Annotated in this window: 17 protein-coding genes and 2 tRNA genes; 11 read left to right on the forward strand and 8 right to left on the reverse strand. The window is 55.4% G+C overall.

Translation table 11 applies throughout. From position 1 onward, the window contains the following. The first annotated feature begins 13 nt into the window (after positions 1-13). From VA597_RS02665 to VA597_RS02680, 4 genes are all read left to right on the forward strand, one after another. Positions 14-280 (forward strand): HPr family phosphocarrier protein, encoded by a 267-nt coding sequence (locus tag VA597_RS02665; protein ID WP_326975072.1) that lies wholly within the window; start codon positions 14-16, stop codon positions 278-280. A gap of 22 nt (positions 281-302) precedes the next feature. After that, the gene (ptsP, locus tag VA597_RS02670; RefSeq protein ID WP_326975073.1) at positions 303-1,934 is read left to right on the forward strand and encodes a phosphoenolpyruvate--protein phosphotransferase; all 1,632 of its coding nucleotides are present in this window, start codon (positions 303-305) and stop codon (positions 1,932-1,934) included. A gap of 33 nt (positions 1,935-1,967) precedes the next feature. Further along, a complete protein-coding gene (gene rpoN / locus VA597_RS02675) occupies positions 1,968-3,365 on the forward strand; it encodes an RNA polymerase factor sigma-54 (RefSeq protein ID WP_326975074.1) in 1,398 nt (465 codons plus the stop codon). A gap of 266 nt (positions 3,366-3,631) precedes the next feature. Continuing rightward, positions 3,632-4,447, forward strand: a complete 816-nt coding sequence (locus VA597_RS02680) for a Cof-type HAD-IIB family hydrolase (RefSeq protein ID WP_326975075.1) — start codon at positions 3,632-3,634, stop codon at positions 4,445-4,447. Positions 4,448-5,548: 1,101 nt separating this feature from the next. Here the strand turns inward: VA597_RS02680 and VA597_RS02685 are convergent. From VA597_RS02685 to VA597_RS02695, 3 genes are all read right to left on the reverse strand, one after another. Further along, a tRNA-Pro gene (locus tag VA597_RS02685) sits at positions 5,549-5,625 on the reverse strand. A 29-nt stretch (positions 5,626-5,654) separates the two neighbouring features. After that, positions 5,655-5,728 (reverse strand) — tRNA-Gln (locus tag VA597_RS02690). Between the two features lie 145 nt (positions 5,729-5,873). Beyond that, positions 5,874-6,869 carry an SPL family radical SAM protein gene (locus tag VA597_RS02695; RefSeq protein ID WP_326975076.1) on the reverse strand — a complete coding sequence of 332 codons (996 nt, stop codon included), beginning with the start codon at positions 6,867-6,869 and terminating at the stop codon, positions 5,874-5,876. A gap of 128 nt (positions 6,870-6,997) precedes the next feature. Here VA597_RS02695 and VA597_RS02700 point away from each other — a divergent pair, with 128 nt between their 5' ends. Beyond that, on the forward strand, positions 6,998-7,645 hold the full coding sequence (locus VA597_RS02700; protein ID WP_128741534.1) for a pentapeptide repeat-containing protein: 648 nt from the start codon (positions 6,998-7,000) through the stop codon (positions 7,643-7,645). Between the two features lie 35 nt (positions 7,646-7,680). Here VA597_RS02700 and VA597_RS02705 read toward each other — a convergent pair whose 3' ends face one another. The 3 genes from VA597_RS02705 to VA597_RS02715 form a co-directional block, all read right to left on the reverse strand. Beyond that, a complete protein-coding gene (locus VA597_RS02705) occupies positions 7,681-8,457 on the reverse strand; it encodes a TatD family hydrolase (protein WP_128741535.1) in 777 nt (258 codons plus the stop codon). A 173-nt stretch (positions 8,458-8,630) separates the two neighbouring features. Continuing rightward, entirely contained in the window at positions 8,631-10,580 is a 1,950-nt protein-coding gene (metG, locus tag VA597_RS02710; RefSeq protein ID WP_326975077.1) for a methionine--tRNA ligase, read from the reverse strand. A 365-nt stretch (positions 10,581-10,945) separates the two neighbouring features. Next, positions 10,946-12,139 (reverse strand): LCP family protein, encoded by a 1,194-nt coding sequence (locus tag VA597_RS02715; RefSeq protein ID WP_326975078.1) that lies wholly within the window; start codon positions 12,137-12,139, stop codon positions 10,946-10,948. Between the two features lie 467 nt (positions 12,140-12,606). Between VA597_RS02715 and VA597_RS02720 the strand changes: the two genes are divergently transcribed. Genes VA597_RS02720 through VA597_RS02740 form a run of 5 tightly spaced genes read left to right on the forward strand, consistent with a single transcriptional unit; the run spans position 12,607 to position 17,121 of the window. Beyond that, positions 12,607-13,098 carry a COG2426 family protein gene (locus tag VA597_RS02720; protein ID WP_128741538.1) on the forward strand — a complete coding sequence of 164 codons (492 nt, stop codon included), beginning with the start codon at positions 12,607-12,609 and terminating at the stop codon, positions 13,096-13,098. A gap of 17 nt (positions 13,099-13,115) precedes the next feature. Next, positions 13,116-14,348, forward strand: a complete 1,233-nt coding sequence (locus VA597_RS02725) for an NAD(P)/FAD-dependent oxidoreductase (RefSeq protein ID WP_326975079.1) — start codon at positions 13,116-13,118, stop codon at positions 14,346-14,348. 6 nt (positions 14,349-14,354) lie between these two features. After that, positions 14,355-14,756, forward strand: coding sequence for an SdpI family protein (locus VA597_RS02730; protein ID WP_128741540.1), 402 nt, complete (start codon positions 14,355-14,357; stop codon positions 14,754-14,756). After that, positions 14,753-15,535, forward strand: a complete 783-nt coding sequence (locus VA597_RS02735) for a PhzF family phenazine biosynthesis protein (RefSeq protein ID WP_326975080.1) — start codon at positions 14,753-14,755, stop codon at positions 15,533-15,535. The genes VA597_RS02730 and VA597_RS02735 overlap by 4 nt, the downstream gene beginning before the upstream one ends. After that, on the forward strand, positions 15,535-17,121 hold the full coding sequence (locus VA597_RS02740) for an NAD(P)/FAD-dependent oxidoreductase (protein ID WP_442872797.1): 1,587 nt from the start codon (positions 15,535-15,537) through the stop codon (positions 17,119-17,121). The genes VA597_RS02735 and VA597_RS02740 overlap by 1 nt, the downstream gene beginning before the upstream one ends. A 174-nt stretch (positions 17,122-17,295) precedes the next feature. On the opposite strand, the gene VA597_RS02745 is transcribed toward VA597_RS02740, so the two are convergent. Both VA597_RS02745 and VA597_RS02750 read right to left on the reverse strand, forming a co-directional pair. Continuing rightward, a complete protein-coding gene (locus VA597_RS02745; RefSeq protein WP_128741542.1) occupies positions 17,296-18,603 on the reverse strand; it encodes an amidohydrolase in 1,308 nt (435 codons plus the stop codon). 76 nt (positions 18,604-18,679) lie between these two features. Beyond that, a complete protein-coding gene (locus VA597_RS02750) occupies positions 18,680-19,975 on the reverse strand; it encodes an SLC13 family permease (protein WP_164918938.1) in 1,296 nt (431 codons plus the stop codon). Positions 19,976-20,132: 157 nt separating this feature from the next. Between VA597_RS02750 and VA597_RS02755 the strand changes: the two genes are divergently transcribed. Beyond that, on the forward strand, positions 20,133-21,038 hold the full coding sequence (locus tag VA597_RS02755) for a LysR family transcriptional regulator (protein WP_164918939.1): 906 nt from the start codon (positions 20,133-20,135) through the stop codon (positions 21,036-21,038). Positions 21,039-21,098 lie beyond the last annotated feature (60 nt).

Below are 21,098 nucleotides of genomic sequence, written 5' to 3' on the forward strand. Positions count from 1 at the left end.
GGGGAATTTCATCATGATAACACAAACCGTACAGATTTTGAATAAAATCGGTCTGCATGCCCGTCCTGCTTCTCTGCTGGTCAAAACGGCGGAAAGCTTCCGTTCCAACATCACCATCAAAAACGGGGACCGGAGCGCCACTGCAAAATCCATGATCAATTTACTAACGCTTCGAGCAAAACAGAACGACAGAGTTACCATTGAAGCGGATGGCGACGATGAAAAAGAAGCTCTCAGCGCCTTGGTAAGGTTGATAAATTCAAAATTCGGTGAAGAATGATTTTTACCAGGAAGGTAGAAAAATGATAAGAAATGGAATCGGCGTATCGAAAGGATATGCAATCGGTACGGCCTATAGGATTAGTGGATCGGATGAAATCAATTTTTGCGCCACTTCAGAAAATACTGCGATGGAAGAGAAGCGCCTCCGCGAAGCGGTGGAACGGTCAAAACTGCAGGTTAAGAGGATCGCGGAGGGCGCACAGCAGAATCTGGATGCAAAAAATGCAGAAATCATTGAAAGCCACCTGAATTTTTTGGAAGATCCGGCTTTTACGGGGGAAGCGTTCAAAAAGATCAGGGAAGATTCCCTTACTGCAGAAAAGGCAATTTCCGATGTAACACAGTCGCTCTATGAAATGTTTTCTGAGTTTGAAGATGAGTATACAAGAGATCGCGCCGCAGATATTAAAGATATCGGCGAGAGGATTCTTCGAAATCTGCTTGGAAAAGAGGAAGACATAAATTTCAAGGATCTACCCCAAAACACGGTTTTGTTTGCTCATGACTTAAAACCATCGGATACGGCTCAGATTGACAGAGAGAAAGTGGTCGCTTTTGTGACGGAGAAGGGCGGAAAAACTTCCCATACTGCGATTTTGGCCAAAGCTCTGGGGATTGCCGCGGTCGTTGGATGCGATGGCATCCTTCACGAAGTTGAAGATGGAATGCCTGTTCTTGTTGATGGGGTATCCGGCCAGGTAATCGTTTCTCCTGATGAAGCTACCATTCAAAAGTACAAGTCTCTTCAGGCTGAGGAAAAGAGCCGAAAAGAAAAATATGCCAATTTTTTGAATCAACGGATTACTACAGAAGAGGGCAGAAAGGTTCTTGTCGCCGCTAATATTGGCGGCTTGGAGGATCTGAAAACCGCGCTGGAAAATGGTGCCGAGGGAGTTGGCCTTTTCCGGACGGAATTTTTGTACATGAACCGGCAGACGATGCCGACCGAAGAGGAACAGTTTCAGGTTTATCGTGATGCGGCTCAACTGCTGCAAGGAAAGCCATTAACCATTCGGACTTTGGACATCGGCGGCGACAAAAGTCTTCCTTATTTGAAAATGCAAAAGGAATCAAATCCGTTTTTAGGACTTCGCGCGATTCGATTGTGCCTGAAGAATCAGGATATCTTCCGAACGCAGCTTCGTGCGATTCTCAGAGCGTCGGTATATGGGAATATTCAGATTATGTTTCCTATGATTGGCAGCGATGAAGAGCTGAAACAGGCAAAAGAAGTTTTGGACAGGTGCAAGCGGGAATTAGGGGAAGAGGGTGTCAATTATGACCCTCACATACTAACAGGCATGATGATTGAAGTTCCCTCGGCTGCGATTATGGCTGCCGATTTTGCAAAAAACGTCAACTTTTTTAGCATCGGAACGAATGACTTAACGCAATATACACTTGCAGTGGACAGAATGAATGAAACCATCTCCGGACTTTATAACTCCATGCATCCGGCCGTTCTGCGTCTGATTAAAATGACAATCGAAGCCGCACACCAGGCGTTCATTCCCTGCTGTATGTGCGGAGAACTGGCCTCTGACGAAAAAGCGATTCCCCTACTGTTACAATACGGCTTAGACGAATTCTCCGTTAGCCCTGGCGCACTGGCAGACACAAAGGTACGCTTACTAAAAGCGATAGGAAACTAAACTCCGTTCTGTAGTTTATATGAGGTAATCATTATGGGGCTACGGCCTGGCGTCAGCCAAGAACAAAAACAAAATCTAAGTCAAAAACTGATTTTGTCGGCCAAATTGAGAGAATCCCTCGATATTCTGCAGATGCCCCTGCCCGATCTTCTTCGGAAAGTAGAAGATGAGATCATGGAAAACCCTGTTCTTGATTGTGACGGAACTGAAAGAAACGGAGAAATGGACGAAACAGAAAACCTTGAATTCAAAAGCTGGCAAGGAAAGAATCCAGGCAGCCGGAATGGGCAAGGGCACGATTTGGCTGCGTTTGATAAGAGTCAAAATAACGACCCGTTCCAGTTCGTTTCAAAAGAACCGACATTTTCCGACTTCCTTCGGGAACAACTCGGGGAAATAAAAATGGACCTGTTGACAACCCAAATCTGCCAATACCTTATTGAAGATTTGGATGAAAGAGGATATCTTCCTGAAACCGCGGAGGCCATCGCGGATGATTTACGCATTACCGATGTCCGGCTGGTTGAAAAAGCGATCAGAGTGATCCAACTAATGGAACCGGCGGGTGTTGGCGCTTACGACCTAAGAGAATGCCTTGCGCTTCAGCTCCAAAGAATGCCGGGCTGCAATCCCGCCGAGTTCAAAATCGTTGATCGGTATTTGAAACTTCTTGCCGATAATAAAGTTAAATTGATTGCAGAAAAATTGGACGTATCAGTTTCAGATGCGCTGAGATTTTGTAATCAGATCCGGAAGCTGAACCCAATCCCTTCAAGCGGTTTTAATACCGGTGCATTAAAAAATTTTATCATTCCCGAAGCAACAATTCGGAAAGATGATCTCGGGAATTTTAAGGTCGAGATGAACCGTCCAGCCACCTATCACCTTTCAATCAACCCGTATTACAAAAAAATGGCTCAGATTACAGAAGATGAAAAAACCAAAAAATATATCAGAGAAAAAATCATCAAGGCCTCATTGCTAATCGATGCCATATCCGATCGTGCCAGCACGATTTCAAAAATCCTCGAAAAAATAATAGAGTTTCAACCTTTCTATTTCAGCAAAGGGACTTCTTGCCTGAGCCCTATGACGATGACGTCAGTGGCGGAACAGCTTGGCCTAAACGAATCCACCGTAAGCCGGGCGGTACAGGATAAATTCATTCTTTGCCCTTGGGGAATCGTCCGTTTAAAATCTTTATTTACCCAAAAGCTCACTGGTTCTGATAGCAATCAGGTTTTTTCCTCAGTCTATGTAAAAGATAAAATCAAGGAGATGATCTCCACTGAAAGAAAAGAACGGCCTCTCTCTGATCAGAAAATTGCTTTGGCATTAAACCGTATCGGGATATTGATTTCCAGAAGAACAGTCTCGAAATATAGGGAAAGCCTCGAGGTTTTCCCCGCGGCGAAACGTAAATCTCTGTAAATGAATGTAACCGTCAAGCCGGCCCTCGCATTGTAACTGAAATTTCCTAACATTATTTATTCCTCCTGTGATTTAATTTCATTATCTCCATCAAATCTATTTACTCTCAACACTTCTTTTGCCATACGGAAGACAGCCCATGCCTTGGCTATATTATGCTTGGGTAAAAAGTCTTTTTACTGATTAAAAAAGTGATGGAATTTAATCTGGAGAAATCTTGAACTTTCAAAACCACGATATTTCACAGATAAGGATCTTAAAACAGTATGGGAGTCAAATTAATTGCCTTGGATTTGGACGGAACAACCCTGAAAAACGATCACTTTTCCGTGTCGGTCAAAAACCGCCGTGCAATCGTTGGTGCTCTCGCACAGGGAGTCGTTGTAGTGCCCGCTACCGGCCGATTTTTGAACGGCATTCCGCGCTCTGTCAAAAAGATTGCGGGGATACGCTACGCAATCACTTCAAACGGTGCCTTCGTTTGGGATTTTCGCAGCAACAAGGTACTGTATTCCAATCTGTTGCTTTGCGAGACGGCGGCTAAGGTGTTGGCTCTGGCCAAAGATATCAACGTCTATGCCGAGGCGTATTGTGAGGGCAAAGCGTACATGGAATATGAGGCAAAGCCGGAGACCTTCAACCGCGACCTTTCCATGGAATTACATTCACTGTTCTGGAAACGCAAAAAGGTTCAAAATCTTGTGGGATATATCTGTGCGGAAAGGAAGTCTGTCGAAAAAATCGAAATAATCCCCAAAGATCATCGGACAAGGGAAGAGATGGAGGAGAAACTGAAAGGTTTGCCATTGTCAATTACCACCTCCGGCATGGACAGCATTGAGGTTACCAATTTTGGGGCAACGAAAGGTGAGGCACTGGCACATCTCTGTAGATATCTTCAGATAAAACCAGAAGAAGTTATGGCGATCGGTGACAACTGCAATGACATCGAGATGCTCCGTTTTGCGGGTCTCGCCGTTGCGGTCGACAACGCGGATGGCGCCCTGAAAAAAATTGCCGATTTCATTGTGCGCGGAAGTGACCTCGACGGCGTCGCGGAAGCAATTGAGCGCTTTGTGTAATGGCAGTAGGATATAGATGAAGAGATAAGGCGAGGAAGTGCCAACAATTCAGGTCTCATCAATGTTGCTATTCATATAAGAAATTATAGCGTTGCCGAAAGGTAGAAGGATTCTTTCATTATAAGAAGTCATGATATAATAACACATGATATTTGTTTGCGCTTTTTGCGCGATAGATTGCTGCCTTCGCAACCATGCCACCACTTGATTAAGTTTGGACTTTTGGAACTGATGAAATGACATTTATCTGGAATCTTTTCAAATTCCACGCAATTAGGGAAAATAATAGGAACTAAGCGGCCAAATGTCTGGACAGTCAACACTAATTCTTCCTCGATTCAGGGGCGGTTCGGTAGAGCTTCGCTTTCCTCATTGGCCGTCAGCTTTTTCAGCCGGTCTTGATTTCAGCAGTGTAGGCATCATCTCCCTACGATACGGGCTCAAAAACAAAAAAGGGCCGCCTTGATTTCTCCTATATAACGCAAAAAAAGCCCAGTATTACTGGACTTTTTTGTGCGTCAACATTGTAGCAATATTGACGTCTTAATATGGTCGAGGTGACTGGATTCGGGCAGTGCGGTTCCGTGCCGCGTTCCGCGGACCTCTGCGCGGGGCGAGAGGTGAATGCAAAAGCGTCCGTGGTCTACGGGGCTGCACCGGCTGGTTCTCACCCAGTCGCCTCGCAGATGAGTATAAAAAAAGAACCCGGCGAAGAACCGGGTTCTTACAGAAATGGTCGAGGTGACTGGATTCGGGCAGTGCGGTTCCGTGCCGCGTTCCGCGGACCTCTGCGCGAGGCGAGAGGTGAATGCAAAAGCGTCCGTGGTCTACGGGGCTGCACCGGCTGGTTCTCACCCAGTCGCCTCGCAGATGAGTATAAAAAAAGAACCCGGCGAAGAACCGGGTTCTTACAGAAATGGTCGAGGTGACTGGATTCGGGCAGTGCGGTTCCGTGCCGCGTTCCGCGGACCTCTGCGCGAGGCGAGAGGTGAATGCAAAAGCGTCCGTGGTCTACGGGGCTGCACCGGCTGGTTCTCACCCAGTCGCCTCGCAGATGAGTATAAAAAAAGAACCCGGCGAAGAACCGGGTTCTTACAGAAATGGTCGAGGTGACTGGATTCGAACCAGCGGCCTCTACGTCCCGAACGTAGCGCTCTACCAAGCTGAGCCACACCTCGAAAGAAACGGCCCCGAAAATAACGGAGCCTGGCTGCGGAAGAAGGATTCGAACCCTCACAAACAGAGTCAGAGTCTGTCGTGCTACCTTTACACAATTCCGCATCAACCTGCATTGAAACAGCAAGATTTATTATATTCAAATCCCGCGCGTTTGTCAATCCCTTTTCGGGATTATTTGAGAAATCCCGACCAATCTTTTCGTAAAAGAATTTTTATGAATCAAAGTGGAACTCGTTGTGCCGTAAGATTAGACGATGTAGAGGATGGATGACGGACCGAACCTCTTTTCAATTTCCAGGCGCAGAAATTCCTCCGCTTCCGCCCTCACTTCCGGCCGGTAACAGTATTTTCCCTTTCCCCGCCCCGTCATCCGGCCGGAGTCGAACAAATCGGGCCCCTTTGGAAATCCTTCCGTGTTGATGGCCCGGTGGACATAGCTGTAGGTCATGAAGATGACCTCGATCCCGATGCCGCGCTTTGCCCGTTCGGAAAGCTCTGACGAAAGAGTTTCCAACAGCTCCAGATATTGTTTTTTCCAGTCGTCCAGCAAAATCACCGGAGCGATCAGAAGACCGGTGCGGTATCCCGCATCCGCCATTTGATTGAGCGCGTGAATTCTCTGTTTCAGCGGCGAAGTCCCGAGCTCGATCGTTCGGATGACTTCCTGCGGGTTCACGCTCATCCGGAATATCGCTCTGCCGTGGTGTTTCAGCGGCAGGAGCGGTTCCACCATGCTGAATTTCGTTGGAAATGTAATGAACCCCTTCTCTTGTTCGGCAAATCTCTCGATGGTCCATTCCAGATTGTGTGTGATGGTGTTTTCCAGCACCAGATCGCTGTTGCTGCCGATTTCGAACGTCAGGTCTCTTTCAGCCCGCAACGCGGTTCTTTTCAGCTTTTCGAGCATTTCCTCCCGATTGACGAAGAGCCGCAGATAGGAGCATTTGTTGTAGTTGCAGACAAGGTAGCAGTACAGGCACATGGCACTGCAGCCGGAAGACGTGTAGGGAACGAGAAAATCGGAGGTCTTTGCATTCGGAACGTAGCGGTGCGTTTTCCGCACCCCGACGATCAGGAGACGTTTCAGGTCCCGGAACGCGGAATTCGGCTGTGTGCGCAGCTCGTCGATCCGGTTGTGGCTTTCGACCGGGACCCACGGAACTTCGGAGTATTTCTTTTTCAGCGCTTGTCCCAGCTTATAGGAAAGCGCGTCAGGCTCGTAATAAACTTTCTCGGGGAACATAAGCGCCGCCCCTTTCTTTCCGTTTAGTATGAGTGAAAATCGGCGGTTTATGATTCATGACGCCTTTACATCGGTTTCAGGCTTTGATAAACTGAGGAAGGCCAAACAGGGAAAGGAAGTCTTCCAGGATGAAATTAAATACGCCGGGCTTTTCAGCCCCGCTGGAAAGTGCCGCCGATATGGAAGAGACGATTCTAAAGGCTTCGCGGGAGGAAACGGAATGCTCCGGCCTGATTTTTTCCGGCCAGTCCGCCGCGGAAGCGTCTTTTTCCGGCGTCGATTTTCGCCGGTGCCGCTTTTCCGGCTGCCGGTTTTCGGACTGCCGGGCGGAAAGGCTGTCTTTTATCGACGCCGTGTTCGTATCGTGCGATTTTTCCAACGCGGTTCTGGCGGACAGCCTGTTCCGCCGCGTTGAATTCAAAGGCTGCAGGCTGGTCGGCACCGATTTTTCCCGTTCCGTCTGGGAGCAGGCGACTCTGAAGGACTGCACGGCGGACTGGATCGGTCTGTCGGGTTCCAAGCTGAAGCATGTGAAATTTCAAGGCTGCAAGATGGAAAACGGAGTTCTGCAGGAGTGCGCCCTGAGCAGCGTCGAATTTTCGAGCTGCCGTCTGCGGAAGGCCGAATTCCTGCATACCTCTCTTGCGGGGATCGACCTGACCGGCGATGAGATCGAGGGGCTTGCCGTATCGGGTCCGGAGCTGCGGGGGGCCGTCGTCACTCCGCTTCAGGCGTGCGATCTGGCCCGGTATCTGGGTCTCGTTATCCGCGCGTAACAAAAAGGCCGGGGCAAACGCTCCGGCCGGAAGACTCACGCTTTTACGCGGAACAGATCCTCCGCGTTTTTTTTCGCAAGATTCAGGATGTCCTGGGGATTTCCGCCTCGTATCTCAGCGACTTTCTCCGCGACACAGGCGATCAGGGAGGAGTCGTTCCTTCTGCCCCGGAACGGGACGGGGGCGAGGTAGGGACAGTCGGTTTCGAGCAGAAGCCGGTCCGGCGGCAGACTTTTTACCACCTCGACCGGAACGCGGGCGTTTTTAAAGGTTACGGAGCCGCCGACGCCGATGTACATCCCGAGCCGGACGGCCTCGGCCGCCATTTCCGCGCTGCCGGAAAAGCAGTGGATCACTCCTTGGGGGCGGTGACGGCGCAGAAGCTCCATCGTGTCGCCGTGCGCGTCGCGGTCGTGGACGATGACCGGCAGCCCGTGCCGTTTCGCCAGAAGGATCTGGCGCTCGAAAAGTTCCTTTTGGACCTCGCGCGGCGCGTTTTCCTCAAAGTGATAGTCGAGGCCGATTTCTCCGACCGCGACGATATGCGGATCGGAAAGAAGTGCTTCCAGCGCCTTCTCCCATCCGTCCGGGGCGTTTTTCGCCTCTTCCGGGTGAATTCCCGCGGCGGCGGAGAAATAGCCGTACTTTGCCGCCAGGGCGATCGCCGCACGGGAGGACGGAAGGTCGGCACCGCAGTCCACCACATGGCAGACGCCCTTTTCCGGGAGAGAGGCGAGCAGCTCGTCCCGGTCCGTGTCGAACGCCTCGTCGTCGTAATGCGCGTGGCTGTCGAAAATATTGGAGTATTTCATATGTCCTCCACAAGAACGATTTCAGGACTGAGCGCACGGAGCGGCATGTGCCGCCTTTCCCGTACCTTGCGTCGTAAGTTGCCAAAAGCCGGGAGAATCGAAAGACTCTCCCGGCGGGAAACGCTGAAGATCAGTATCGTGCGAAACGCGGGGGCGTGCGCAGCCGCGGGCCGCTAACGGATCTTGCTGCCGGCGGGGACGCCGTCGACAAAGACCACGCGGACTTCGTCCTCGCCCGCGTCGGCGGCAAGGATCATCCCTTGGCTCTCCACGCCGCAGAGCTTGGCGGGTTTCAGGTTGGAAACGACGATCACCGTATGCCCGACCAGATCCTCCGGCTTGTACCACTGTGAGATGCCGGAAGCGACCGTGCGTCCGCCCATGCCGTCGTCCAGGGTCAGCTTCAAAAGCTTTTTGGAGCGCTTGACCGGTTCGCAGGCCGTCACTTTCGCGGCGCGCAGGTCGACCTTCGCGAACTCGTCGATGTTGATCTGCGCGATTCCCTCCGGCTTTTCGTCCGGCTCCGCCTTCGCGCTTGCGCGGTCCGCCGGATTCGGAATCAGCTTGTTGAGCTCCTCGATTTCCTTGTCCACATCGATGCGGGGGAACAGGGTCTCGCCCTTCCTTACAACGGCGTCGGACGGGAACACGCCCCATTTCCCGGCGGACTCGTAGGTGACGGCGCCGCCTGAAATGCCGAGCTGTTCCTGTATCTTCGGCGCGGTGTCCGGCAGGAAGGGAGCGAGCAGGACCGACACGATGCGGAGCGATTCGCACAGGTTGTAAAGCACCGCCGCGAGGCGGGTCTTTTTGCTTTCCTCTTTGCCGAGCGCCCAGGGTGCCGTTTCGTCGATATATTTGTTCGTGCGGGAAATCAGCTTCCAGATCTCCGTGAGCGCGTTCGAGAACTGGTATTTGTCGATGGCCTCGTCGCATTTACCGCGCAGGGCGAGCGCCGTTGCTTTCAGGTCCTCGTCCACGGGAGCCTCTTCGCGCTCCGACGGAATCTTTCCGCCGAAATACTTTTCCGCCATCGCGGCCGTGCGGGAAAGAAGATTTCCGAGATCGTTCGCGAGGTCGGAGTTGATGCGATTGATCAGCGCCTCGTTGGTGAACAGACCGTCGGCGCCGAACGGGATCTCGCGCAGCAGAAAGTAGCGGACCGCGTCCACGCCGTAGCGGGAGCAGAGGATCGTCGGGTCGACCACGTTGCCCTTGCTCTTGCTCATCTTGCTTCCGTCGCCGAACAGGAGCCAGCCGTGGCCGTAGACCTGCTTCGGCAGAGGAAGGCCGAGCGCCATCAGCATCGCCGGCCAGATGATCGTGTGGAAGCGGACGATCTCCTTGCCGACGAACTGAACGTCCGCGGGCCAGTATTTTCGGTACGCGGAGTCGTCGTCGGAATCGTATCCGAGCGCGGTGATATAGTTGGTCAGCGCGTCAAGCCAGACGTACACCACGTGCTTCGGGTCGAAGGTGACCGGGATGCCCCAGGAAAAGCTGGTGCGGGAGACGCAAAGGTCTTCCAGCCCCCGCTTGATGAAGCTGACCATTTCATTCTTGCGGCTTTCCGGCTGGATGAAATCCGGATGCTCCTCGTAGTACTTTAAAAGCGGTCCGGCAAAATTGGACAGGCGGAAGAAATAGGCCTCCTCGCTGACGATTTTCACCTCGCGGCCGCAGTCGGGGCATTTTCCTTCCTTCAGCTGCGTCTCGGTCCAGAAGGATTCGCAGTCCGTGCAGTACCAGCCCTTGTATTCTCCCTTGTAGATCTGTCCGCGGTCGTAGAGGTCCTTGAAGATTTTCTGGACGGCCTTCACGTGGTATCCGTCCGTCGTGCGGATAAAGCGGTCGTTGGAGATGTTCAGCAGTTTCCAAAGGTCTTTGAAAACCTGCGCCGTGCGGTCCACATATTCCTTCGGCGTAATTCCCTCTTTTTCCGCTTTCTGTTCGATCTTCAAACCGTGTTCGTCCGTCCCGGTCAGGAACATCACGTCGTACCCCTGCATTCGCTTGTAGCGCGCGATGGCGTCGCTGGCCAGCGTGCAGTAGCTGTGTCCGATATGGGGCTTGCCGGACGGGTAATAGATGGGCGTCGTGATGTAAAAGGTCTTTTTCTCCATTTTTTCAGCCTCCGGGAACTTTGTTTTTATTATTATACCATTCTGTTCCATAAAATAAAAGAAAATTCACCCGCCATATAAAAAACGGCGGGTTTCCCCACCGTCCCAGGCCGCCGGGAAAGCCGCGCAACCGCAAAATTGCGCCGCAATTTTGCTTACGGCGTTGGCTGCGCCTACACACCCATTCTTACAAAGCCAATGAATGGGGTTCCCAAAGCGATGAAAGAAGGCCCGCACTGCGAATTTCACAGTCGTGGCGCCGTAGGCGCGTAAGGCGCTTTGCGCCCTCCCTCATTTGCGGCGCTTGCCGCCTTGTCTTGCACGATTTTCAACGGCCTGCATGTTTTTCGACAAACTGACTCGGTTCAGTCCGAATCGCTTCCGGAAGAATCTTCGTCCCCGTAAAGAAATTGCCTCAGAATCGTGCAGTTCTTTTCCAGGTCGAGCGAAACGACCTTCCCGATCCCCTTGACCGAGACGGTGTCGTCAAACGTATCCGTCGCCGGGATCTGCTGGGTTTCCGTTTCGTAGCCGGAAAGAGACGCTCCGATGGAAGCAAGGTACAAAAGCTGGCTGTCGCTCAGATTCGTCTTCACATACGGCAGATAATCGTAGACGATTTTGTTGGCGCTCACCAGATTCATGGATTTCATTTTCTGGATCATGAGCTCGACCACCTGCCGCTGGCGGGCCGTGCGCCCGTAGTCGTTGCTCCCGAAGCTGTCGGTGGCGTAGCGGATTCGGGCGTAGTAAAGACAGAGCTTTCCGTTCAGATGATGGGTGATCGACTTCTCGCCGGCGGCGGGATAGGACAGATGGCTGCCCATGTTCTCGTTTTCCGCCTGACAGGCGGCTTTGGACATCGGAACGTCCAGTCCGCCCATCTTGTCGATCACGGCGGCAAAGTTATCGAAATCGACGGAAACATACTGGTCGATGTTGATCCGGTAGTTGTTTTCCAGCGTCTGCATGGTCAGGGCGACACCGCCGTTTGAATAGGCGGCGTTGAGCTTGTTTTTGCCGACGGTCGGAATTTCAAGGTAGGAGTCGCGCAGAAAGGAGACCAGACGGATGGTTTTTGACTTGCTGTCGATGGACATCAGCATATTGGTGTCGGACCTGCCGTCCGAGCCGTCGTCGTTCTCATCCACGCCGAGCAGCAGAATATTCATCACGCTGTCGTCCGATTTGACGTTCCAGGCCGGCGCGTCGCTGGGCAGCTGCGTATAGTTTGCCAGCTGCGAGCTTGTCACGTCGGAACGGTCCAGGCGGGACGCCAGGAGATGAAAATATAAGAATCCGCCGCCCATGGCGGCCAGCGCGACGGAAAAAAGCAGGATCAGTATTTTTTTCAGGCAGCCTCCCTTTTTGCGGCGACGGCGGCGGGAGCGGAAACGCATGGAGGAATCGCTGTAGATGTCCCGGTCCACCACGTTGTAGCGGTCGATTTCCTGCGTGTCCCAGGAAACGGCGCGGCGCGCCGGCTGCCGGTTTGAAGCGCGGCTTGTTCCAAGAGGGTCGGTGCGCCGCGCCGGGCGGCCCGTAGGTTGTCTGCTCATACTGTACCTCGCTGTACCTAAAATTATTTTCATCAAGCCACTTTCACCTATTGTATTGCAAAGCGGACAGGTTGTCAACGCGGGGAAAAAGCGGAGCACCGGATGAAAATCCAATGAAGACGGAGAAAATACTGTATTTTCGTCCCGCTGTTTGCTATAATATAGAGAACTGGGAGGGCTTGCCATGAAGAAAAAACCGGAAGCCGTAAAGCCTCATGCGATGATCGTCCGCATCCTCGCCGGCGTCTGCGCGGTCCTGATTATCCTTTCCGCCTTTTTTTTCGCTTTCTTTTCATAAGGCGTTTGAAAAGACGGCCCCTTTCCGGCCGAATGTCTTTCCGCGTCAAAACGCTCGGAACCGGGGAAACCCCTCCCGTGCCCGCTTTTGACTGAAAGGGCTGAAAAAGCCGCCGGGGAAAGAAAATCGCCGAAGAAAACCAATGAATCCTATTGAGGTATTTATAGAAATGGATCAGCTTGTTACATCGCTCATTGATACCTTTCGGGGAATTCCTGCGGAACTCCTTGTTTTTTTAATTTCCCTGCTGCCTCTTCTTGAACTGAGAGGAGGCATCCTCGCGGCCGGCCTGCTGCACGTGGGCATGGTAAAGGCCTTTCTCCTGTGCCTCGCGGGCACACTGCTGCCGGTGCCTTTTATCCTGCTCTTTTTCCGGAAGATTCTGGAATGGCTGCGCAACACGGGATTTGTCCGCCTGGTGCGGCGGCTTGAGGATAAAATGAATCGCAAGAGCAAACAGATCGAAAAATACAAGACCTTCGGCCTGCTGCTGTTTGTCGCCGTCCCGCTGCCCGGGACCGGCGCGTGGACGGGTTCCGCCGCCGCCGCCCTGATGGGCATGCGCTTTCGGGACGCTCTGCTTTCCGTCGCGCTGGGGTGTGTCGTCGCGGACGCCATCATGTGCCTGCTCGCCTACGGCGTTCTCGGCTCGATCTGGTGAGGAAAGGATCTGATTCCATGCGACAGGCGGATCTTGCCGTCGTGGGCGGGGGCGCCTCCGGTCTGGCGGCGGCCCTCGCCGCGGCGGCGTCCGGAAAACGGGGCTCCGCCGTCGTCCTGGAGAAAAATCCGCGCGTGGGGAAAAAGCTGCTCCTGACCGGCAACGGCCGCTGCAATCTGACCAACCGCGGCGCGGGGGACGGCTCGCATTACCACGGGGACGCGGGGGCGCGCGAGGTGCTGGACCGCTTCCCGCCGGAGCGGATTCTGGAGCTGTTCCAAAAAGCGGGCCTGCTTTGCCGGGAACTGGACGGCGGGCGGATTTATCCATACAGCTTGCAGGCTTCGTCGGTCCTGAATGTTCTGCGGAGGAACCTGGATCGTTTCGGCGTGGAAGTCCTGTGCGGCTTTGACGTGAAAGACATCCGAAAATCGGACGGCGGGTTTCTCCTCTCTTCGCCGGAAGGGGACCTGCCTGCCCGGCGGGTGATCCTCGCGGCGGGCGGCTCAGCCTGCCCGCAGTCCGGCTCGGACGGCGGTGGATACTCACTGGCAAAAGCCCTGGGCCATACAGTTGTCCCGGTGTATCCGTCGCTGGCGCCGGTCAAAACGGACCCCGCGCGGGTCCGTCCCTTAAAGGGCGTGCGCTGTCCGGTGTCGGCGGCGTTTCGGACACGCGGCCAGGTGGTCCGCGCTTCCGCCGGAGAGGTGCAGTTCACGGAAAACGCGCTGTCCGGCATCTGTATCTTTGAGCTTTCCCGCTGCTTTGGGGATCTGCGCGCACCGAAGGACGCGGAAATCGCGCTCGATCTTTTTTCCGGGTATTCATTGGAACGCGTGACGGGATTGCTGCGTGCCGCGGCGGAGGGGGCGGGGGAGCTTTCCGCGCCTCAGCTTTTGGAGGGCTTTCTGCCCAAGGCGCTGTGTGTTGAGCTTTCCAGATACGCGTTTGGCGGCGCGTCCGGGGTGCTGCGGCGGGAGGATCTCGGCCGGCTGGCCTCGGCGGCGAAGGACTTCCGTTTCCCGGTCCGGGGGACGTTTTCCTGGGACCGGGCGCAGGTAACGGCGGGAGGCGTCCCGCTTTCGGAGCTGACGGAGAGTCTGGAGTCGAAAAAATGTCGGGGGCTGTACCTGTGCGGCGAGCTGCTGGACGTCGACGGCGACTGCGGCGGCTTTAACTTACACTGGGCGTGGGCCAGCGGTTTGGCCGCCGGGAAAGCGGCGGCGGATTCTCTGCGTGAAAAGAGATGATGGATTTTGGAAGGCGAAGTTCTGATCGATGTCCTGATGTTTGTGTTCACGGGGTTTATTCTTCTGGTCGGCTGGCTGGTCCGGAACCATCATTCTGAATACCCGGATACGTTTTGCGGATACCATGTGGGAAAAATCGCCATGAAAAGCAACAAGGCCTGGACCGACGCGAACCGCTGGTGCGGCGATTTGCTGTTAAAATCCGGCTTCGTCTTTCTTTTGCCGGACCTTGCGGCTTCCTATCTGTTCCATATCCTGCGGGCGGAAGAGACTCTTTGGGGTCTGCCCTTTTCCTATCTGATCGCGGCGGTCTTGGTCCCTGCGATTCTCGGCATTGCGGTCACGGAGGGCCGGCTTAGGAAAAGATATCGTCCGGATGGAACGCTGAAAGAGGAGAATAACCAATGAATTGTACTTATTATGTCGTCGATGCGTTTACCGACAGGGTTTTCAAAGGGAACCCTGCCGGGGTCTGCATCCTGAATGAGTTCCCGGGCCGGGAGGCCATGAGGAACATCGCGGCGGAAAACAATCTGTCCGAAACCGCGTTTGTGGTAAAGCGGAACGGTTGTTATGACATCAGATGGTTTACCCCCGCGGAGGAGGTCGACCTGTGCGGCCATGCGACGCTGGGCTCGGCTTATGCGATTTCGCGGTTTGTCGAGCCCGGCGCTGAAAAGATGGAGTTCCATTCCATGAGCGGGACCCTGTTTGCGGAACGCCGAGGGGATGTTTTTACGCTGGATTTTCCTTCGCGGCCGCCGAAACCGGTCGAAACGCCGGACGGCCTTCCGGAGGTTCTGGGAGCCGGGGTGCGGGAAACCTTTCTGTCGCGCGACCTGGTTGTTCTGCTGGATTCCGAGCGGCAGGTGAGGAACCTGAAGCCGGATTTTGCGAAGATGGGGAACCTCAAGGGCGGGATGGGAGTTCTCGTCACCGCGAAGGGGGAAAGCACGGATTTTGTCTCCCGGTGCTTCTTTCCGGCGGTCGGCGTGCAGGAAGATCCCGTCACCGGCTCGGCGCACTGCAGCCTGATTCCGTTTTGGGCGGAACGCCTTGGAAAGAGCCGGATGACGGCGGCGCAGCTTTCCGCGCGGGGAGGCCTGCTTTCCTGCGAATTGTGCGGGGACCGCGTGAAGATCGGCGGCAGGGCCGCGCTGTATCTGACGGGGGAGATTACGTTTTGATCTATCGGATTTCCGAGCTTCGGCTGGAGCTGGACGGCTCGCCGGAGGACCTGAAAAAAGAGGCCGCGAAACGCCTGCGTGTCGCGCCGGAGGCGATCCGTTCCCTGAGCTTGTTCCGCAAATCGGTCGACGCGCGGAAGAGGGACGACGTCCATTTTGTCTGCACGGCGGAGGCGGACTGCCCCTCGGCGCGGGCGCCGCGCGACCGCCGGGTGACGAAAGCGGTGCCCTACCGGTATGAGCTGCCGGTTTGCCGCGCCCTGGAACAGCGGCCCGTGGTTGTGGGATCCGGCCCGGCCGGCATGTTCGCGGCGCTGATCCTGGCACAGGCGGGCCAGCGCCCGGTCGTGCTGGAGCGCGGCTCCCGCGTGGAAGAGCGGGAGAAACTGGTTTCCCGCTTCTGGCGGGACGGGACGCTGGACCCGGAGTGCAACGTGCAGTTCGGGGAAGGGGGCGCGGGAACCTTTTCGGACGGGAAGCTGAACACCGGCACCAAGGACCCGCGCATCCGCAAGGTGCTGGAGGAATTCGCCGCCGCCGGCGCGCCGTGTGAAATCCTCTGGGAGGCGAAGCCGCATATCGGGACGGACCGCCTGCCTCGGGCGGTCCGGGGAATCCGGGAGCGGATCCTGTCGCTCGGCGGGGAGATCCTTTTCGACACGCGGATGACCTCCCTGCTGCGGAAGGACGGGCGTGTTTCCGGCGTGGAATTCCGGACGCGGCGCGGCGCGCCGGAACGGCTCGAAACCGGAGCGGTGATCCTGGCGGTCGGGCACAGCGCGCGGGACACCTTTGAAGAGCTGTTCGCCGCGGGTGTCCCGATGGAGCCGAAGGCGTTTGCCGTCGGCGCGCGGATCGAGCATCCGCAGAGCCTGATCGACGCCGCGCAGTACGGGAAATTCGCGGGCCGCCCCGCGCTTGGGGCGGCGGATTACAAACTCGCCGTCCATCTGGAAAACGGACGGGGAGTGTACACGTTCTGCATGTGCCCGGGCGGGCAGGTCGTCGCGTCGGCCAGCGAGCCGGGGCGGCTGGCGACCAACGGAATGAGCCGTTTCGCCCGCGACGGGGAAAACGCGAACGCCGCCCTGCTGGTCGGCGTGGGGCCGGAGGATTTCGGGGCGGACGGTCCGCTCGCGGGCGTGGAACTCCAGCGGAAGCTGGAGGAAGCCGCGTTCCGCCTGGGGGGAGGGGAGTACCGCGCCCCCGTGCAGCGCGTGGAGGATTTTCTGGAGCGCCGCGCCTCCGTCCGGCCGGGCGATGTCGTGCCGACCTACCATCCCGGCGTGACGCCCTGTTCGCTGGACGGCTGCTTTCCTGATTTCATCGCCGATTCCATGCGCGAAGGCATCCGGCGGATGGACGCCCGCCTGCGCGGCTTTGCATTCCCGGATGCGGTTCTGACGGCGGTGGAAAGCCGTTCCTCATCGCCGGTGCGCATCCTGCGCGGGGAGGAGGACGGGCAGTCCCCCGCGCTTCCGGGTCTGTATCCGTGCGGCGAGGGGGCCGGCTACGCGGGGGGCATTGTCTCCGCGGCCGTGGACGGCATCCGGTGCGCGGAGCGGATCCTGAAGCAATTGTCCTGATTCGGTATTTCCATCACGGCTTTCGAAAGGATGGCGTATTCTTTGGCTGGACCTTTATGCCTGGATTTTTAATCGTCGCGGGTTGACGGAAAGAGAAGACGGGGGCCGCCGGAATTTTCCGGCGGCCCCCGTCTTCAGCCGCGTCTTTTCTCTGTCTGTCGGGCCGGGTGCATGTTATGGATTCATCAGATCGGCCGCTATAATGCTGAATGCCTTGACGCCGTTGACCAGCCCCATCTCGTCAAAATCAAACTCGGGGCTGTGAAAAGAACCGGCGCAGCGAACAATATTCGTAAAGTAACAGGATTGCCCTCCCTGCCGCTGAACGCGCTCCGAGAGATAAGAGTAGTCTTCGCTGCCCATAAGTCCATCGGGAGCTGAAAGGGTGGGAATTCCCGCTTCCTCCCGTACGATTTTTCTCACCCTTGCCGCCAACTCGGGAGAGTTGACGGAGCATTTTGCAACCCCAACAAATTCGGTTGCTGCCTTGCAGCCATGCATTTCGGCGGAAGCACTTATGATGCGCCGGGTGTAGTCCTCCATGTATTGATTGGCTTCCGGAGAGCCGCCGCGCACCTCCAGTTCCAGCTTCGCATGGTCGCAAATCATGTTTCGGCCGCTGCCGGCTACCAGCTTTCCGACATTAATCCGGGTTGAAACGCCGCCGAAGCGGGGGATGGCATGCAGATTCAGAACCGCGGTTGCCGCCGCCAACATGGCGTTTTTGCCCTTTTCAGGGGACAGTCCCGCATGCGTGGCTTTGCCCGAAAAGGTGACATCCATTTTCGTGGTCGCCAGCGTGGTGCCGCGCCCCGCGCCGATAGAGCCTGCGGTTGCATCCGTTCCGCCGCTGAGATGAGCGCCCAGGACGTAGTCCACCCCGTCGAGATGGCCGTTTTCCACAATGGATTTTGCCCCCCGGACTCCCTCCTCCGCGGGCTGGAAGATCAGCTTCAACGTACCGTGCAGCTGCCCCCGGATTGCGGCTAGGATTTTCGCGGTTCCCAAGCCGATCGTGGTGTGGCCGTCGTGGCCGCAGGCGTGCATGACGCCCGGATTGCGGGAGGCAAAGCCCTCCGTGTTGGGCAGGTGGGAAGCGTTGCGCGTTTCCGTCAGCGGAAGAGCGTCGATGTCGAACCGCAGCGCGACCGTGGGCCCTTCCCCGCAGCGGAGGATTCCAATCACGCCGGTAAAGCCGCCATGCGTGGCCGGCAGGAATTCCGGGTCGGCGCCCTGTTCCACGGCCCGCCGGTACTGGCGCTCCAGCTCTTCCTCCGGTGGGAGTCCCATGCGGCTTGCCGCATCGCAGACGTCACGGCCCGCCAGAACCTCGTCGAACCCCAGGTCCTTCAGCCCGCGCGCGACGAGGGAGGAGGTGCGCATTTCACACCACCCAAGCTCCGGGTACCGGTGCAGGTCGCGCCGCCGCTCCGAAAGGACGGGCTTCATTTCTTCAGCCATCTGAATAATTTCATTATACATTACCGTTTCTCCTTTTGCCTGTCAATTTGTACAGACGGATTAGCCTCCGGTTTTGCGTCCAATTCTTGTGGCGGGCTTAAAATGCGGGAAACACCGTCATGACCCAGAAAACGTTGACGACGCACATCAGAATGGCGGGCAGCCAGCTCATTTTCAACATGGTTTTCTGGTCGTATCCGCCGAGGCCCATCACCATGGAGACGGTCGGCGTCGCCATCGGGGTCATAAAGGCGGTCAGGGAGGCGATCCACACCAGCATGATCAGGCCGAGCGGGTTGCATGCCAGGGATTTGCTGGTGATGATCGCGATCGGAATAAAGATATTCACGACGGCCACGTTCATCATAAACTGCGTCAAGATGAAAGGCGTGATGAAGAAGAGCAGGCCGATCACATAGTTGTTGCGGGAATTCCCTACCATGCCGGCCAGGAAATTGCCGACGAGGGAGCCGGCTCCGGTGGTTGTCAGCGCGCTGCCGAGGGCGAGCATGCCGGCATACAGAAGCACCATGCCGCCCAGGCCCATCGCCTGGTAGGCGTCCCTTGGCCGCAGGATGCCGGAGGCGACCATGATAACGGCCCCGATGGTCGTAATCTCCCAGGAAGGAATGTTATGCAGGGGCTGTGTCAGCAGCATGATGACAATCCCGAAAAACGACACATACCCGAGAATCTCCTGTAAGGGGGAAAGCCTGCCGTCCCCGGCGGAAAATTTGCTTTCCACCGTGCTGATTTCCAGCACCGGCTTTTCCGGGGCCAGCCTGGGGGCGAAAAAGATGGCATAGAGGATAATCAGGATCATGCCAGGCAAACGGGCGATCATGGGATCCAGCATTTTGAACAGGTAAGCGGTGTAATGATAAGATTCCAGATAGCCGTTGTTCGTCAGGTACATCACCGCGCTGTTGCCAAACGGCAGGATGGAAACGGTGGAGATGGAGACGATGCCGATCGGGAAAATCATTTTGGACCGACTGTACCCCATTTCATCGCAAATGGCGCACGCCAGTGGAAACACAATGCTGAAGCATGCCATGGAGCTTTGGATGAACTGGGTCAGAACAGCGATGATGAGCACATACCCTGCCAGGATTTTCGTAAAGGAGCCCTTGCTGATCCTTGCCACCAGATGAGACATTCTGGAGACCATCTGCGTGCGGCTGAAGCCCGCCGAAACCACGAACATGGTTGCCATGATGATCGTGTTGGAGTTTGAAAACCCCGACAGGGCGGTTTCAGGATCAGTGCACCCGGTCAGCACCAGCAGGAGCATGCTTATGACCGCCGTGGTCGCCATGCTGAATTTACCTGCGATGAAGCTGACAAGCGTGGCGGCAAAGATCAGCAGACATATGATGAGCTGTGTAGTCACGATATCCTTCCTTCCTATCCCTTTTTGTTTGCGCAGCGCTGCACTACAAAAATTAATAAAAATATGATATCATGCTGGAAAGATATTGTATAATATAAATCATTTATGCGGATATCGGCTTTTATTATGGTCCTCACCAGGGAAGGAAATGGTATTTATGAATCTTCAGCAGCTGAAGCTTATCATTGCCGTGAGTGAAACCGGTTCTATTTCAAAGGCGGCAGGCAAGATGTTTCTTTCGCAGCCGAATGCCAGTGAAACCATCAAGGCACTGGAAAAAGAGCTTGGTTTTTCCATTTTCTGGCGGGCTCACACGGGGATTTCACTGACGCGCAAGGGAGAACAGTTTTTGGAGCACGCGCGGATTATGGTTCATCACGCGGATCAGATGTATGAGATCGGCCGCGGCAGTCCGCCGCATCGCTTTTTTCTCGGCGTCTCCAGCTACACCCCCTTGATTGAGGCGTTTCTCGCTCTGTGCCGGAAGTGCGGGCATGAGCCGAAAGCGGAGCTGTCCTGCCGGGAGGTGGATGTTTCGGGCGGGCTTCATTCCCTTTACCAGCTGAGTTTGGATTTGCTGGCGATCGTTCTCTCAACGCAGAACTTAGACACCGTCCGCGAGACGGCCTCCGGCCATAATCTGTCCATGATGGAAATCTGTGACCTTCCGGTGAATGTCAATCTGCGCCGGGAGCATCCGCTGGCTGAGGCTGGGCCGCTGGATCTCGAGAGGCTCCGGAATTATCCGTATGTCGATTATTTTTCACAGAGCGTGCTGGATATGGTAAACCAGCTTATTGTAGTGGGAAAAAAGATCCGGTTTAAATCCTGTATCAAAGTGGACGAAAGAAATCTCCGCTGCCAAATTGTCGGCACCACCGACGCTTTCAGCATCGGATGCCGGCTCCCGAAGGAAATCCTGAATCAGTTCGGACTGGTCAGCTTCCAGCTGCCGGTTGAACCGATGAAGCTTGTCGTCATTTTCCGCCGAGGGGAGCAAATGAACGCGGATATCCAGCAGTATATCCGGTTACTGAAAATGGAGATGGATGACCTGATCTGAGAACGGCCGTCCGAAAGAGGATGGCGCGCCGGACAGAACAAACGGAGACATTTCCCGTGT

Source organism: Caproicibacter sp. BJN0012 (assembly GCF_035986805.1).
GTDB lineage: Bacteria > Bacillota > Clostridia > Oscillospirales > Acutalibacteraceae > Caproicibacter.